The organism is Mediterraneibacter sp. HA8405 (assembly GCF_056148955.1).
Genome location: NZ_CM148758.1, coordinates 2,591,894 through 2,605,747, shown reverse-complemented (window position 1 = coordinate 2,605,747; position 13,854 = coordinate 2,591,894). Strand labels below are relative to the sequence as shown.

The following is a 13,854-nucleotide window of genomic DNA, read 5'->3' as shown; positions in this document are numbered from 1 at the left end:
GATGAAAAAGAAACAGATTATCGGCATTGTGGTGGCAGCCGTGATGTTTATCATAACCTGTGCGGCCAGTATGCTGACGAATGGTCTGATGGACCGGATTTTCGGCAGTGTATCTTCTGAAATTCTGACCGGAGGAGTTGAATTTTCTGCTCCTCTGGAGGATTATATTGCAATTGTTTCTGTAACCGGGACAATACAGGAACAGACAGAAACCGGGTTGTTTGATGTTGCAGAAGGATATCAGCATACTACTACAATGGAGTATATTAATGAGCTGATAGATGACAGAAGCAATAAGGGCATTCTTCTGTATGTAGATTCGCCGGGAGGAACGGTATATGAATCAGAAGAGCTCTATGACAAGCTGATCGAGTATAAAGAGGTTACTGGAAATCCGATCTGGTGTTATATGGCGCATTATGCTGCTTCAGGAGGCTATATGGCCTCCGTGGCTGCAGATGAAATCTATGCAAACCGTAATACGACTACAGGCTCCATTGGAGTAATTATGTCAGGATATGATCTGTCGGGGCTCTATGAGAAACTGGGAATTGAATATTTCAGTATAACAAGCGGGGCAAATAAGGACAGCAGCCAGATGACGCCGGATCAGATGGAAATCTATCAGAGCCAGGTGGACGAATGTTATGAACGGTTTGTACAGAAGGTTGCCGATGGCAGAAATATGTCGGAAGAAGAAGTGATCAGCCTGGCGGACGGACGCACTTACACTGCACAGCAGGCGCTGGAAAACGGTCTTATAGATCAGATCAGCTCCTATGAAGGAATGCGCGGGCAGATGGCGGAAGAGCTGGGAGTAAGCACATTTTATGAGCCTTCCGCGGAGGAAGGTCTGCTTGCATCGCTTTTTTTGAAAGCAGAGAGTATTCTTCCGAAATCGGAAGCTCAGATACTGAAAGAAACCGCAGAAGAAACGGAAAGCGGGGTGCTGATGTACTATGCAGAACAGTTGCATTGAAAAGACAGTTGTTTATGCAGGATTCTGGGTACGTTTTGCGGCTTTTCTTATTGACAGCCTGATTGTGGGCGTTCTGACATTGACGGCACGACTTGTACTGGCGGCGGGGTCTTCGTTTTTTGAATTGTTTGAAATAAATCTGCTGGACATGAAAGTCCTTTTTACCTACACGTGGAGAGACATCATTTTATATCTTCTGGGCGCGTCTTATTATATTATCTGTACCTATTGTACGGGTACAACGGCGGGAAAACGTCTGCTTAATCTCAGGGTTGTACCTTCCGGAACAGGAGAGAAGCTTCGGCTGTTCGATGTTGTGTACCGGGAAACAATCGGTAAATTTCTCAGCGGCGTGATTCTGAATATCGGATATATTATTGCCGGCATTGACAGCGAAAAAAGAGCTGTACACGATATTCTCTGCGATACCCGGGTTATCTATGCAAAACGTGTGAAGGTTATTCCTGTACAGACCGGACAGCGGCCGTATACGGCGTTCGGCGGTCCGGCATCTCAGAATCCGGTCGGCCCGCAGAATCTGCACAATATGCCGGTGCCGCCGGATAATACGCAAAACGGAACTGGGGATCAGAATACCAGCAATATAAAAGATAGAGGTTGACAGATATGAAACGTCAGGATTTTTATTATGACCTTCCGGAGGAACTGATAGCACAGGATCCTCTGGAAGACCGGTCATCTTCCAGGCTCCTTGTTCTTGATAAAAAGACAGGTGAGACACAGCATCATACATTTCGGGAAATTGTAAATTACCTGAACCCGGGAGACTGCCTTGTGATTAATGACACCAAAGTAATTCCGGCCCGTCTGATCGGAGCGAAGGAAGAAACCGGAGCAAAAATTGAAGTTCTGCTTCTGAAGCGGAAACAGAACGATGTGTGGGAAACTCTCGTCAAGCCGGGAAGAAAGGCAAAACCGGGGACGAGAATCAGTTTTGGCGACGGACTTCTGAAAGGAGAAGTCATTGACGTGGTAGATGAAGGAAACCGTCTGATCCGGTTTGAATATGACGGGATCTTTGAAGAAATTCTGGACCAGCTGGGACAGATGCCGCTTCCGCCGTATATCACCCATCAGCTGAAAGATAAAGACAGATATAATACAGTGTATGCTGCTCACGAAGGTTCTGCCGCGGCCCCTACAGCAGGACTTCATTTTACGCCGGAGCTTCTGGAGGAGATAGGCAGAAAAGGCGTGGACATTGCCAGAGTAACGCTTCATGTAGGCCTAGGCACATTCCGACCGGTGAAAGTGGAAGATGTGGAAAATCACCACATGCACTCGGAATTCTACATGATTGATGAAGAGGCGGCAGAGAAGATTAACGGGGCGAAAGCCCGGGGAGGCAGGATTATCTGTGTAGGTACGACCAGCTGCCGAACTATTGAATCAGCGGCGGATGAAAACGGACATCTGAAGGCCTGCAGTGGCTGGACGGAGATATTTATTTATCCGGGCTACACATTCAAGGCGCTGGACGGCCTGATTACAAATTTCCATCTCCCTGAATCGACATTAATTATGCTGGTGTCTGCACTGGCCGGGCGGGATCATGTGCTGGCCGCATATGAAGAGGCCGTCAGAGAAAGGTACAGATTCTTCAGTTTCGGTGATGCGATGCTGATCATATAGATTCGGATTTGTCAAAGTGAACTTCCGGTATCGAAAAAGGAAAACAGAGGACAAAGAAGTTTTTATAAGACGGATTCAGAAGAGGGGGACAGGGAATTCTGTTTCCGTTCCATGAGTTAAGAAAAATAACGGAACCTGGGAATCAGCTAAAAACAGGATTTACAGCGGGCTAACTCGCATGCGCTCGGACAGAGCCCGCTGCAAATCCTGATGCTGATTCTCAGGTTCCTATTTTTCTAAACTCATTCCAGAGTCATCAGAATTCCCTGTCCCCCTCTTCTGAAAGGCGCATCCAAAAACTCTCCGGACTTCCGTTTTTCTGTTCCTCAGTCCGGAAATTCCCTTCGCAGATCCTCATAAACCAAAAAAGAAAGGGGTGCTTTAACGGCGAAGACGGCAGGTGATCCAGACAGTAGTGATGCTTTAGATCCAACCAGCTGCAGTCGGAACAGCTCCGGTTTTTTCCTGTTTTCTGAAATTCGGAATTGTCGGGGATACTGCTGACTGGATGTGCGCAGAAAACAGCGGGATACCGCCGATTGGATGCGACTTTTGGAAATGAGGGATGTGTGCTTTTGGTGACTTTGGAGCAGATGTTAGAAAAACAGAAAACCTGGCGGCAGGCGTTAAAATTTACAGCAGAATTGTCTGAGCGAATGCGAGTTTTCTGCTGTAAATTTTGCTCTTAGCCTGTCGTCAGGTTTTTTAGTTTTTCTTTATCTGCGGAACGGAAACAAAAGCACACATCCCTCATTTCCAGATCCGATTATCCAATCTCCTGGTATCCAGGTGTTTTCGGACGCCTCTCCACTCGCAGCTCTCCGACAAATCCGAATTCATAAACCTCCGCACAGATGCATATGATTTCTGTGCGGGGGTGATTTTTTGATTTATGTAGTGGAAAAAGGCGACACGCTGGAATATATTTCGGAAGAAAACGGTGTTCCGGTGTGGAAGATTATATATGATAACCAGCTGGATCTGCCGGACCGGCTCGTTCCCGGGCAGGCTCTTCTTTTATTAAAGGAGGGTGAAAAGGGATATGAGGGGGAAGGGCTGAGAATCGGAGGCTATGCGTATCCGTTTATTGAACCGGAAATTCTGACGCAGGCCTTTCCGGCTCTTCAGGAACTTCTTGTTTTTTCTTATGGGTTTACATTTGAAGGAGATCTGGTCGCGCCTCTTCAGGATGATCTGTGGCTTGTGGAAGAGTCCTGGAAAAGAGGTGCAGAGCCGCTTCTGGTATTGACGCCGTTTTCTGGCGGCGCATTTAACAATCAGCTTATAAAAGTGCTGACAGAGAATGATGAGATTCAGAAAAAAGTAATTGACCAGCTGTACCGGACAGTGGAGGACAAAGGGTATGCAGGCGTAAATATTGATTTTGAATATATACTTCCGGAAAACAGGGTCAGATTTGCACAGTTTGTGGGCCGGGTGAGAAAAAGAATGAGCGCAGGCGGATATCGAACTTCTGTAGCCCTTGCTCCGAAAGTATCCGATACACAGAAAGGGCTTCTGGTAGAGGGACTGGATTATTATCTTTTGGGAGAAAGCGCGGACTTTGTCTTTCTGATGACCTATGAGTGGGGATATACATATGGCCCGCCCATGGCTGTGGCTCCGGCGGATAAGGTCAGACAGGTTCTGGAATATGCTGTGACAAGGATCCCGGAAGAAAAGCTGGTTATGGGAATCCCAAATTATGGATATGACTGGACGCTGCCCTACGAAAGAGGTCTGACGCGGGCCAGAACAATAGGAAATGTAGAAGCGGTGCGGATTGCGGCAGAAAATGGCGCGGAAATCCGTTATGCCCGGATTGCACAGAGCCCCTGGTTTACTTATATGGCGGCAGGCCAGAGCCATGAAGTGTGGTTTGAAGATCCCAGAAGTATTAAGGTCAAGCTTGACCTGGCAAGAGAATATGGGCTGTCGGGAATTGGTTATTGGAATCTGATGAGGCCGTTCCGGGCCAACTGGCTGCTGCTCGGCAGCGGTACGGAAAAATAAAGTCAGGCCGGTTTATGCGACCAGCTTATTCTGTTTTGCAAGATAGCAGCCGATTCCCAGAAGATCTGCGAGAAACCAGCCTATGGGTACGGACCACCATATACCCGTTACTCCGAAAAAAGGCAGGGCGGAGAGCGCATAAGCCAGCGCCACCCGGGTGCCCAGGGACATGATTGTAAGTACAACAGACATTCCGGGTTTTCCCAGGGCGCGGTACAGACCGTAGAGGAGAAATAGAATGCCGATCAGTGCATAGAATGTTCCTTCGATTCGCAGATAGCGGACACCCTCGGAAATTACGGCAGTTTCTCCGGCGTCTATGAACAGTGACATCAGCGGTTCGGCAAAAACAAAAACAGCCAGGGAGATGATCAGACTGAAGCTGACAGAAGTCAGGACAGCGGAGCGGATCCCCTTTTTGATCCGGTCTGTTTTTCCTGCGCCGAAATTCTGGGCAATGAAGATAGAAAAAGCATTGCCGAAGTCCTGGACAGGCAGATAAGCAAAGGCATCGATTTTTACTGCCGCGGCAAAAGAAGCCATGATTGTAGTGCCGAAGCTGTTGACCAGGCCCTGAACGGCAAGGATGCCCAGATTCATAATGGACTGCTGCATGCAGGTCAGTCCGGAAAAGCTTGTGATTTCTTTTATGCGGGATATGCGAAGCCGTACATTTTTGTCCCTGCGCAGCAGATGAGGGAATTTGAACCGTGTGTAAACCGCAATCCCGATACCGGAGATATACTGCGAGATGACAGTGGCTTCAGCGGCTCCGGCTACGCCACGGTTCAGCCCTGCGACGAACCACAGGTCAAGCAGGATGTTCAATCCTGCGGAAACGGCCAGAAAAGCAAGGGGAATTACAGAATTCCCCAGAGAGCGAAGCAGTGAAGCAAAGAAGTTATAGAGAAAAACACCGATCAGCCCGGCAAATATAACCAGCAGATAATCCTTCATCATGTTCACAAGCTGGTCCGGAGTGCGTAAAAACCAGATAATCCAGTCAATACCGGCAAAGATCAGGAGATTAAGAAAAATCGTAATGACACCAAGAAGAGTAAAGGAGGCGAGGATTCCTTCTTTCAGTCCCTTTTCATCCTTCTGACCGAAACGGATAGAAAAGACCGTTCCGCTTCCCATCGCAAGTCCAAGAATGATAGAAGTCAGAAACGTCATCAGAGAAAAAGCGGATCCCACGGCGGCAAGTGCGTTTTCTCCGAGAAACCGGCCGACAATCAGTGTATCCGCAATATTATAACACTGCTGTAGGAGATCTCCCAGAATCATGGGGATTGCAAAGCGGAGCATTGTTTTCATAACAGGACCGTGTGTCAGTTCTTGTTCCATTTTATTTACCACAGCTTTCTTTTCGTAAAATTATAATTAACATTCGAAATATATAATAGTTTATACGATGCAAAATGTCAATTAGCAACAGGCAAAAAGAAGAGTGCGTCTGCTTGACTACTTTTCCGGGACCATTGTATAATGGCAGGAGAGCAGCGGCAGTGTACAGCAGGAATTATTCCCGGGTACAGATATGGGAGAGGAGGTATATTCTTATGTTTTTGGATGGACTTGACGATGTGGATCAGAAAATTGTAAGTCTGCTGATTCAGAATGCCAGAATGTCCTATTCAGAGATCGGACAGCAGATCGGGCTTTCCCGTGTGGCGGTGAAGATGAGAGTACAGGCTCTGGAACAGAAAGGCATTATAGAAGAATATACAACGGTCATTAACCCTCAGAAGATCAGCGGCGCGGTTTCCTGTTATTTTGAGATTGAGACAAAACCGGATATGCTTATGGAGGTGGCCGGGATTCTGGAGAAAAATGATACTGTTACACAGATTTACCGTGTTACCGGGAAGTGCAGACTTCATGTACATGCAGTGGCTTCTTCTAATGAGGAGATGGAGGATTTGATCTGTCATACGATTGACAAGCTTCCCGGAGTTCTTGAGTGCAGCTGCCGCACGATACTTTCCAGAATTAAAGACATAAAGGGACTTCGGCTCTGAGAAAAGAGGACGGTTATGGACAACAGAATTATTATTTTCAGTTTTACCCGCACGGGAATGGAACTGAGCCGGAAATTGTGCAGAATAATGGGCAGCACGGGCAGAGAGTGCAGGGGATATACGGTGGAGAAGTATGCGGGGAAGGAGATTTCCCCGTTTCCCGAAGATAAACAGAAACTGATCGCTGATAACTGGGGCCATGCGGCTTTTATTTTTATAGGCGCCGCCGGTATTGCCGTGCGGTATATCGCTCCGTGGGTAAAGGATAAATTTGCAGACTCTCCGGTACTTGTAATGGATGAAAAAGGGCAGTACGCGATTCCTCTGCTTTCCGGACACATTGGCGGGGCAGTGTCTCTTGCTGATGAAATCGGGGAAAGAACCGGAGCGGTTCCGGTTCATACAACCGCAACGGATGTGCAGGGAAAATTTGCGGCAGATGTGTTTGCGGAGAAAAACAGCCTGCTGATTACGGACAGGAAGACGGCCAAAGAGATTTCCGCGGCTGTACTGGCGGAAGAAAAAATCGCATGCTATATAAATTTTCCTCAATATCATATAAGCGGGAAGATACCGGAAAACCTTATTATATGCAGTACCCTTTCTGAGACAGATGCATACAGATACCGTATTATAATATCGGATAATACAGGACTGGCAGAAAAGGGAAAAGCGAGCCTTCGGCCGTATGTCGAAGGAGCACGGAAGGAAGGTACCCTTCTGTTGAAACCGAAAAATATAACGGCGGGAATCGGATGCAGGAAGGGAATCAGCGAAGAAATTCTTGAAGAGGGGGTTGATCAGATTCTGAAGATCCATGGGCTTGAGATCGGACAGGTCGAGCGGATTGCAAGTATTGATCTGAAAAAAGAGGAACAGGCTCTTCTGGATTTTTCTGAAAAATATCGGATTCCATTATATATATATACAGCAGATGAACTTGGAAAGATTCAGGGTGTTACCGCGGGTTCTGAATTTGTAAAGAAAACAACAGGGGTGGACAATGTATGTGAGAGAGCCGCCCTTTTGTGCTGTGAAAACGGAAAGCTGGTGCAGGGAAAATATATCTGGAATGGAATGACTGCGGCACTGGCAAGGCGGCCGCTGGAAATCAGGTTCTGACTTCTTTTCATCCAAAATAATCTGCATTTTCCGCAGACAGAAAAAACGGAAGCTCTCTTTCTGAGAGGCTTCCGTTTTGAGTTTTGTGTCAGAATTCTGACTGAAGCGCGTCATATCCGGTTTCTTTTGTGCGGATCTTCATGGCGCTTCTGATCTCATAGCTGAAGATCTTGCCGTCTCCGACTTCGTTTGTAAATGCCGCCTCCTGAATCGCGGTAATGACTTTTTTCTCCCATTCTTCAGAAGATACAACAATTTCGAATTTGATCTTCGGCTGAAGGAAAATATCTACTTCAGATCCGCGGACAATTTCTTTGTATCCGCGCTGTGCTCCGCAGCCCATTACCTGGGATACTGTGATACCATTAACCTGTATTTTATTGAGAGCATCCTTTACTTCCTCGAATTTCTCTTCTCTGACGATTGCTTCTACTTTGATTAACATATTTCGTTCCTCCTATCCTTTCATATTATATAAATGTTACGGTTTAGTCGAAACCATTGAAGGACGGGTAAGCGTTCTCGCCATGCTGTGTGACGTCAAGTCCGATCATTTCATCCTTCTCATCAACACGAAGTTTTGTAAAGATGCGGATGATGCCGATACAGATCAGAGAACCGACAACTGCGACAGCAATCGTTACAAGAATACTTATGAGCTGTGCAGTGAAAAGTTTTGTCTCGCCAAATATAAGTCCATCCCACCGGGCAACAGAATTAATGGAGCTCTGTCCGAACAGGCCGGTTGCAATACCGCCCCAGATACCGCCGATGCCGTGGCATCCGAATGCGTCCAGCGCGTCATCGATTTTCAGTTTGTGTTTGATGAAATTCATCATAAAATAACAGATCGGACTGACCAGAGCACCGATAATAAAGGATGACCAGATCGGTACGAAACCTGCTCCTGGAGTGATTGCCACAAGTCCGACAACCAGACCGGTGGATGCGCCTACAAGTGTGGGTTTGCCGTCCTTGATTGTGTCAATCAGCATCCAGGAGAGCAGTGCTGTTGCAGCAGATATGGAGGTTGTCATAAATGCATGTGCTGCAAGTCCGTCTGCCGCAAGGGCGCTTCCTGCGTTGAATCCGTACCATCCAAACCACAGAAGAGCGGCGCCGAGAACCACGAAAGGAATATTGTGAATGCGGTAAGAAGTCTTCTCATAGCCGCGTCTTCTGCCAAGATAAATAGCAAGTACAAGTGCGCTCACACCGGAACTGATATGTACAACGTTTCCTCCGGCAAAGTCAACTGAACCGATAGAAGCGAGAAATCCGTCCTGTCCCCATACCATGTGAGCCATCGGATAATAAACAATAATTGACCAGAGAGCGATAAACGCAAACAGTGCTTTAAATTTCATTCTTCCTACAACAGCGCCTGTGATAAGGGCCGGTGTAATCATTGCAAACATCATCTGGAATGCGGCATATACAAGATGCGGAATACTGTCCGAGTAAGGACCTGCATCCCAGCCCACGCCGTTTAAGCCGAGCCATTCAAGACTTCCGATTACACCGCCGTGATCAGTGCCGAAAGCAAGTGAATAGCCGAACAGAGCCCACATAAATATGGAAAGTCCCATAATAGCCGCACAAGCCATCATTGTGTTAACTACATTTTTCCTTCTGACAAGTCCCCCGTAGAAGAAGGCAAGTCCGGGCGTCATAATAAATACAAGCGCCGCGCAGATCATTATAAATCCTGTGTTACCTGTGTCCATAAAAATACCTCCCGTTTCCTGTAGAGCTAACAAATTTTCATGATTCCCCGGGTGCTTATCACAAAAAAGAGTTAAACTGCTTTGTGATAAAAGAAAAGGACGCCTGACTGGTGAATGCGGTATTTCCGCTTCATCATCAGACGTCCTTGTCTTGTGGCTAAGTCTAGCAGATGAAAAATTAAAAATCAAGAAAAAATCCGGAAAAAATAAATTTTTGGTAAAATATAAACAAAATTAATAAAATAATTTGAAATAATCAGTTAAATTTACAGATTGTACACTTCATGATACAATACTGAAGTATTTTACGCCGAAAATACGAAAAACAGAGCGCTGGACTGGGAGGACATAATGAAAATAGACGGAAGAATTCCCGGCATTCTGATATTTGCCGGGACAACGGAAGGAAGAATGCTGGCGGAATATGTTTCCGGAATTAATCAGAAGAATAAAGGATGCACGGGAAACGCTGTGGAACATCCTGTGCGATGTTTTGTGTGCATAGCCACCGGATACGGAAAGCGTATTCTGGATAATCTGCCGGGAGTTGCGATCTGTGCCGGACGAATGGACAGTGCCGGAATACAGCATTTTATAGAAAAAAACAATATAGATCTGGTAATTGACGCCACACATCCCTTTGCAGGGGAGGTCACAGCTAATATAAAGTCTGCCTGTGCTGCAGCTAATATGAAGATTGAGGCCAATAATATACTGCAAAAGTCTGCGGTGCGTTATGTGAGGTGTTTAAGAGAACGGGGGGAGCATATATCCGGAGAGAATATCCGGGCGACAGCCGGAGGCGCGATGCAGAATGCAGGAGATTCAGCCGTATGGACGGACTCTGTCAGTCAGGCGGTTTCCTATCTGAAAAAGACCACGGGGAATATTCTGATTGCGACAGGGAGTAAAGAACTTCATCTATATACAGAGATAGAAAACTACAGGCAGCGCTGCTTTGCCCGTGTGCTTTCCACACGGGAGGCGGTAGAAAAAAGTGTGGATCTGGGATTTGAGGGCCGGCATCTTATTGCCATGCAGGGCCCCTTTTCGGTGGAGATGAATCTGGCTCTTTTAAAACAGACAGAAGCGGCCTGGTTCGTGACAAAAGAATCCGGCGCAACCGGCGGATTTGAAGAAAAACTGAAAGCCGCACGGCTGGCGCAGGCGGTTCCGGTTATAGTCGGAAGACCGTATGAGACCGGGGAAAGCCTGGAGACGGTAAAAGAGATGATAAAGCAGATCGCGGTGTGGTGAAGCAGTGGACAGGAGCAGACAGGAAAATATATACCATTCTCTCGAAGAAACTCCGCGGAAGATTCCTGAGAAAAATCCTTGCAACTCATATTTTTCTGTGATATACTACGAATGTTGCCAAAAAACACGTATGCGGATTTTTCTGACGGTGCCCAAGCCGGAAGTACCGGACGGTTTCAGAAAAGAAAACATACGGAAGAACAAAAACCAAATGGAGGAAAGAAACATGAGTGTTATTTCAATGAAACAGCTTTTAGAAGCAGGTGTTCACTTTGGACATCAGACAAGAAGATGGAACCCGAAAATGGCTCCGTATATCTACACAGAGAGAAATGGTATTTACATCATTGACCTGCAGAAATCTGTAGGAATGGTTGACGATGCATATAAAGCCGTTTCTGACATCGCTGCAGAGGGCGGCACAATTCTTTTCGTAGGAACAAAGAAACAGGCTCAGGATGCTATCAGAACAGAGGCAGAGCGCTGCGGAATGTTCTATGTAAACGAGAGATGGCTGGGCGGTATGCTTACAAACTTCAAGACGATCCAGAGCCGTGTGAAACGTCTTAAAGAGATCGAGGCTATGTCAGAGGACGGAACATTTGACGTGCTTCCGAAAAAGGAAGTTATCGCACTGAAAAAAGAGTGGGCAAAACTTGAGAAGAACCTGGGCGGAATCAAAGAAATGAAGAGACTGCCGGACGCAATCTTCATTGTAGATCCGAAGAAAGAAAGAATCTGTGTTCAGGAAGCTCACACACTGGGAATTCCGCTGATCGGTATCTGTGATACAAACTGTGATCCGGAAGAACTGGATTATGTAATTCCGGGCAACGATGATGCGATCAGAGCAGTCAAACTGATCGTTTCCAAGATGGCAGATGCTGTTATCGAAGTAAACCAGGGCGCAGCGGCTGACGAGGAATACTATGAAGAGGATGCTGCTTATGATGAAGCAGAAGCGGCAGAAGTTGAAGAGGCAGTAGAAGAGTAATATCTTGATTTAATGGAGGAATTTATCATGGCAATCACAGCAGGAATGGTAAAAGAATTAAGAGAAATGACAGGCGCAGGCATGATGGACTGCAAAAAAGCTCTTACAGAGACAAACGGCGATATGGATGCAGCTGTTGAGTTCCTGAGAAAGAACGGACAGGCAAAGGCTGAGAAGAAAGCCGGAAGAATCGCTGCAGAGGGTATTGTTAAGACTGTTGTCAGAGACGACAAAGTAGCGGCAATCGTTGAGGTTAACTCAGAGACAGACTTCGTCGCAAAGAACGAAGAGTTCCAGGGATTTGTTGATGCTGTTGTAAATCAGGTTGCTGATAATGATCCGGCTGACATGGATGCATTCATGGCAGAGGCATGGGCTGTGGATTCGTCCAAGACGGTAAAGGACGCTCTTGTTGAGAAGATCGCAGTTATCGGAGAAAACCTGAATATCAGAAGATTTGAGAGAGTAAATGCTGAGAACGGATGCGTGGTATCCTACATTCATGGCGGCGGACGTATCGGTGTTCTTGTAGTTGCTGATACAGATGTTGTAAATGATGAAATCAAGACATGCCTGAAGAACGTGGCTATGCAGGTTGCAGCTATGTCTCCGAAGTATGTATCCCGAGATGAAGTATCTCAGGAATACATGGATCATGAGAAAGAGATCCTGCTTGCTCAGGCGAAGAAAGAGAATCCGGAGAAGCCGGATAATATCATTGAGAAGATGATTATCGGACGTCTCAACAAAGAGCTGAAGGAGATCTGCCTGCTTGATCAGGTATATGTTCAGGACAGCGACCTGACAGTCGCAAAATATGTTGACAAGGTAGCGAAAGAAAACAATGCAAACCTTGCAGTTAAGAAATTTATTCGTTTTGAGACAGGCGAAGGAATCGAGAAGAAAGAAGAGAACTTTGCTGAGGAAGTTGCAAAACAGATGAACATGTAATGCAGATTTTGCATTGAAATTCTGAAAGAAAAACCCTTATGGGTGGTGATTTTGCACCGCTTGTAAGGGTTTTTTATTTTTGCAGTCCCTGATAGAATAATAAAATTGTTTTCGCACGAATGGTCAAAAATTCTTCGCCATGATTTGCTATACTATTTTGTGTAAGGAGGAGGTAAAGCCATTGGAATACAGAGAAGAGATAAAGGCGGCAATCGATTATATCGAACAGCATCTGGATCAGGAGATCAGGGTGGATAACGTGGCCGCGGCCGCCGGGTTTTCAAAATATCATTTCCAGAGGATTTTTAAAAACAAGACCGGGCTTGCGGTGTATGAATATATTCAGAAAAGAAGGCTTGCCCAGGCTGCCGCACTTCTCCTTAACAGCAGCATGCAGGTGCTTGACATTGCTGTGTGTCTGCATTTCGAATCTCAGGAGGTATTTACCCGCGCATTTAAAAAATGTTACGGACTGCCTCCGGGGCAATATCGAAAAGCGCTGTATCATGTGATTCATGGAGGTATAGATATGGAAGAGAAAAGAAGTGCAAAAATCAGACATTGGATTATAACGGGAACTGCGCCGGATAAATATGAAACAGGGATTGATCAAAAGGTTTTTCATGTGGGGACAAGATCAGCATTCATCTGCTCACTGGCTGAAGAGTATGAGGAAGATGAATACGCTACGGTCATGCAGCAGTTCAGTGCGGATCGGTTTCTGGGAAAACGGGTTCGTTTCGCGGCTTTTGTAAAGGCACAGGATGTAGAGGGCTGGGCGGGACTCTGGATGAGACTTGATGGAAGGTTCAGCGTCACACTCAAACTGGATAATATGCAAAACCGTCCGATCAGAGGTACATCGGAGTGGAATCTGTATTCCTGCGTGCTGGATGTGCCGCCTGAGACAGAGGTGATAAATATCGGCATTCTCTTATCAGGGAAAGGGAATGTCTGGATGGATAATACGTCATTTCAGGAAGTGGATCATAGTGTTCCTGTGACAGAATTTGAAATCAGAAAAGAATATCCGGAGTACCCGGAAAATATGTCATTCGAAGAGTAGAAGGGGAATGCGTTATGAGAAAATTATTATCATCAGAAACGTAATGTGTATGCGATATGTTCTGGTGAGAA

At 46.3% G+C, this 13,854-nt stretch carries 13 protein-coding genes; 10 read left to right on the top strand and 3 right to left on the bottom strand.

Features of this window, described 5'->3' with window-relative positions; all coding sequences use genetic code 11:
* The first annotated feature begins 1 nt into the window (after position 1).
* From sppA to AC0QUU_RS12250, 4 genes are all read left to right on the top strand, one after another.
* Complete coding sequence (gene sppA / locus AC0QUU_RS12265; protein WP_474543156.1) at positions 2-979, top strand: signal peptide peptidase SppA; 978 nt, start codon at positions 2-4, stop codon at positions 977-979.
* Positions 960-1,601 carry an RDD family protein gene (locus AC0QUU_RS12260; RefSeq protein WP_474543154.1) on the top strand — a complete coding sequence of 214 codons (642 nt, stop codon included), beginning with the start codon at positions 960-962 and terminating at the stop codon, positions 1,599-1,601. The genes sppA and AC0QUU_RS12260 overlap by 20 nt, the downstream gene beginning before the upstream one ends.
* A 5-nt stretch (positions 1,602-1,606) precedes the next feature.
* Positions 1,607-2,632, top strand: a complete 1,026-nt coding sequence (queA, locus tag AC0QUU_RS12255; RefSeq protein ID WP_474543152.1) for a tRNA preQ1(34) S-adenosylmethionine ribosyltransferase-isomerase QueA — start codon at positions 1,607-1,609, stop codon at positions 2,630-2,632.
* A gap of 885 nt (positions 2,633-3,517) precedes the next feature.
* Complete coding sequence (locus AC0QUU_RS12250; RefSeq protein ID WP_474543150.1) at positions 3,518-4,645, top strand: glycosyl hydrolase family 18 protein; 1,128 nt, start codon at positions 3,518-3,520, stop codon at positions 4,643-4,645.
* A gap of 12 nt (positions 4,646-4,657) precedes the next feature.
* Here AC0QUU_RS12250 and AC0QUU_RS12245 read toward each other — a convergent pair whose 3' ends face one another.
* Entirely contained in the window at positions 4,658-5,992 is a 1,335-nt protein-coding gene (locus AC0QUU_RS12245; RefSeq protein ID WP_474543147.1) for an MATE family efflux transporter, read from the bottom strand.
* 215 nt (positions 5,993-6,207) lie between these two features.
* Here AC0QUU_RS12245 and AC0QUU_RS12240 point away from each other — a divergent pair, with 215 nt between their 5' ends.
* Together AC0QUU_RS12240 and AC0QUU_RS12235 are read left to right on the top strand one after the other, a co-directional pair.
* Positions 6,208-6,666, top strand: a complete 459-nt coding sequence (locus AC0QUU_RS12240) for an Lrp/AsnC family transcriptional regulator (RefSeq protein WP_474543145.1) — start codon at positions 6,208-6,210, stop codon at positions 6,664-6,666.
* 15 nt (positions 6,667-6,681) lie between these two features.
* Positions 6,682-7,788, top strand: a complete 1,107-nt coding sequence (locus tag AC0QUU_RS12235) for a cobalt-precorrin 5A hydrolase (RefSeq protein WP_474543144.1) — start codon at positions 6,682-6,684, stop codon at positions 7,786-7,788.
* A gap of 88 nt (positions 7,789-7,876) precedes the next feature.
* Here the strand turns inward: AC0QUU_RS12235 and AC0QUU_RS12230 are convergent, their stop codons facing one another.
* Both AC0QUU_RS12230 and AC0QUU_RS12225 read right to left on the bottom strand, forming a co-directional pair.
* Positions 7,877-8,233, bottom strand: coding sequence for a P-II family nitrogen regulator (locus tag AC0QUU_RS12230; RefSeq protein ID WP_474543142.1), 357 nt, complete (start codon positions 8,231-8,233; stop codon positions 7,877-7,879).
* 43 nt (positions 8,234-8,276) lie between these two features.
* On the bottom strand, positions 8,277-9,515 hold the full coding sequence (locus tag AC0QUU_RS12225; protein ID WP_474543140.1) for an ammonium transporter: 1,239 nt from the start codon (positions 9,513-9,515) through the stop codon (positions 8,277-8,279).
* A gap of 351 nt (positions 9,516-9,866) precedes the next feature.
* On the opposite strand from AC0QUU_RS12225, the gene AC0QUU_RS12220 reads away from it, so the two are divergent.
* The 4 genes from AC0QUU_RS12220 (at position 9,867) to AC0QUU_RS12205 (ending at position 13,783) form a co-directional block, all read left to right on the top strand.
* Positions 9,867-10,772 carry a precorrin-6A/cobalt-precorrin-6A reductase gene (locus AC0QUU_RS12220; RefSeq protein ID WP_474543138.1) on the top strand — a complete coding sequence of 302 codons (906 nt, stop codon included), beginning with the start codon at positions 9,867-9,869 and terminating at the stop codon, positions 10,770-10,772.
* A gap of 226 nt (positions 10,773-10,998) precedes the next feature.
* Positions 10,999-11,766: a 30S ribosomal protein S2 gene (gene rpsB / locus AC0QUU_RS12215; protein ID WP_474543137.1), complete on the top strand. Its 768-nt coding sequence runs from the start codon at positions 10,999-11,001 to the stop codon at positions 11,764-11,766.
* A 27-nt stretch (positions 11,767-11,793) separates the two neighbouring features.
* Entirely contained in the window at positions 11,794-12,717 is a 924-nt protein-coding gene (tsf, locus tag AC0QUU_RS12210) for a translation elongation factor Ts (protein WP_474543136.1), read from the top strand.
* Positions 12,718-12,898: 181 nt separating this feature from the next.
* The gene (locus tag AC0QUU_RS12205) at positions 12,899-13,783 is read left to right on the top strand and encodes a helix-turn-helix domain-containing protein (RefSeq protein ID WP_474543135.1); all 885 of its coding nucleotides are present in this window, start codon (positions 12,899-12,901) and stop codon (positions 13,781-13,783) included.
* The last annotated feature ends 71 nt before the right edge of the window (positions 13,784-13,854 follow it).

Coding starts and splice junctions, on each gene's coding strand:
- queA (WP_474543152.1), top strand. CDS start 1,607: ATGAAACGTCAGGATTTTTATTATGACCTTCCGGAGGAACTGATAGCA.
- AC0QUU_RS12230 (WP_474543142.1), bottom strand. CDS start 8,233: ATGTTAATCAAAGTAGAAGCAATCGTCAGAGAAGAGAAATTCGAGGAA.
- AC0QUU_RS12240 (WP_474543145.1), top strand. CDS start 6,208: ATGTTTTTGGATGGACTTGACGATGTGGATCAGAAAATTGTAAGTCTG.
- AC0QUU_RS12220 (WP_474543138.1), top strand. CDS start 9,867: ATGAAAATAGACGGAAGAATTCCCGGCATTCTGATATTTGCCGGGACA.
- tsf (WP_474543136.1), top strand. CDS start 11,794: ATGGCAATCACAGCAGGAATGGTAAAAGAATTAAGAGAAATGACAGGC.
- AC0QUU_RS12225 (WP_474543140.1), bottom strand. CDS start 9,515: ATGGACACAGGTAACACAGGATTTATAATGATCTGCGCGGCGCTTGTA.
- rpsB (WP_474543137.1), top strand. CDS start 10,999: ATGAGTGTTATTTCAATGAAACAGCTTTTAGAAGCAGGTGTTCACTTT.
- sppA (WP_474543156.1), top strand. CDS start 2: ATGAAAAAGAAACAGATTATCGGCATTGTGGTGGCAGCCGTGATGTTT.
- AC0QUU_RS12260 (WP_474543154.1), top strand. CDS start 960: ATGCAGAACAGTTGCATTGAAAAGACAGTTGTTTATGCAGGATTCTGG.
- AC0QUU_RS12235 (WP_474543144.1), top strand. CDS start 6,682: ATGGACAACAGAATTATTATTTTCAGTTTTACCCGCACGGGAATGGAA.
- AC0QUU_RS12245 (WP_474543147.1), bottom strand. CDS start 5,992: ATGGAACAAGAACTGACACACGGTCCTGTTATGAAAACAATGCTCCGC.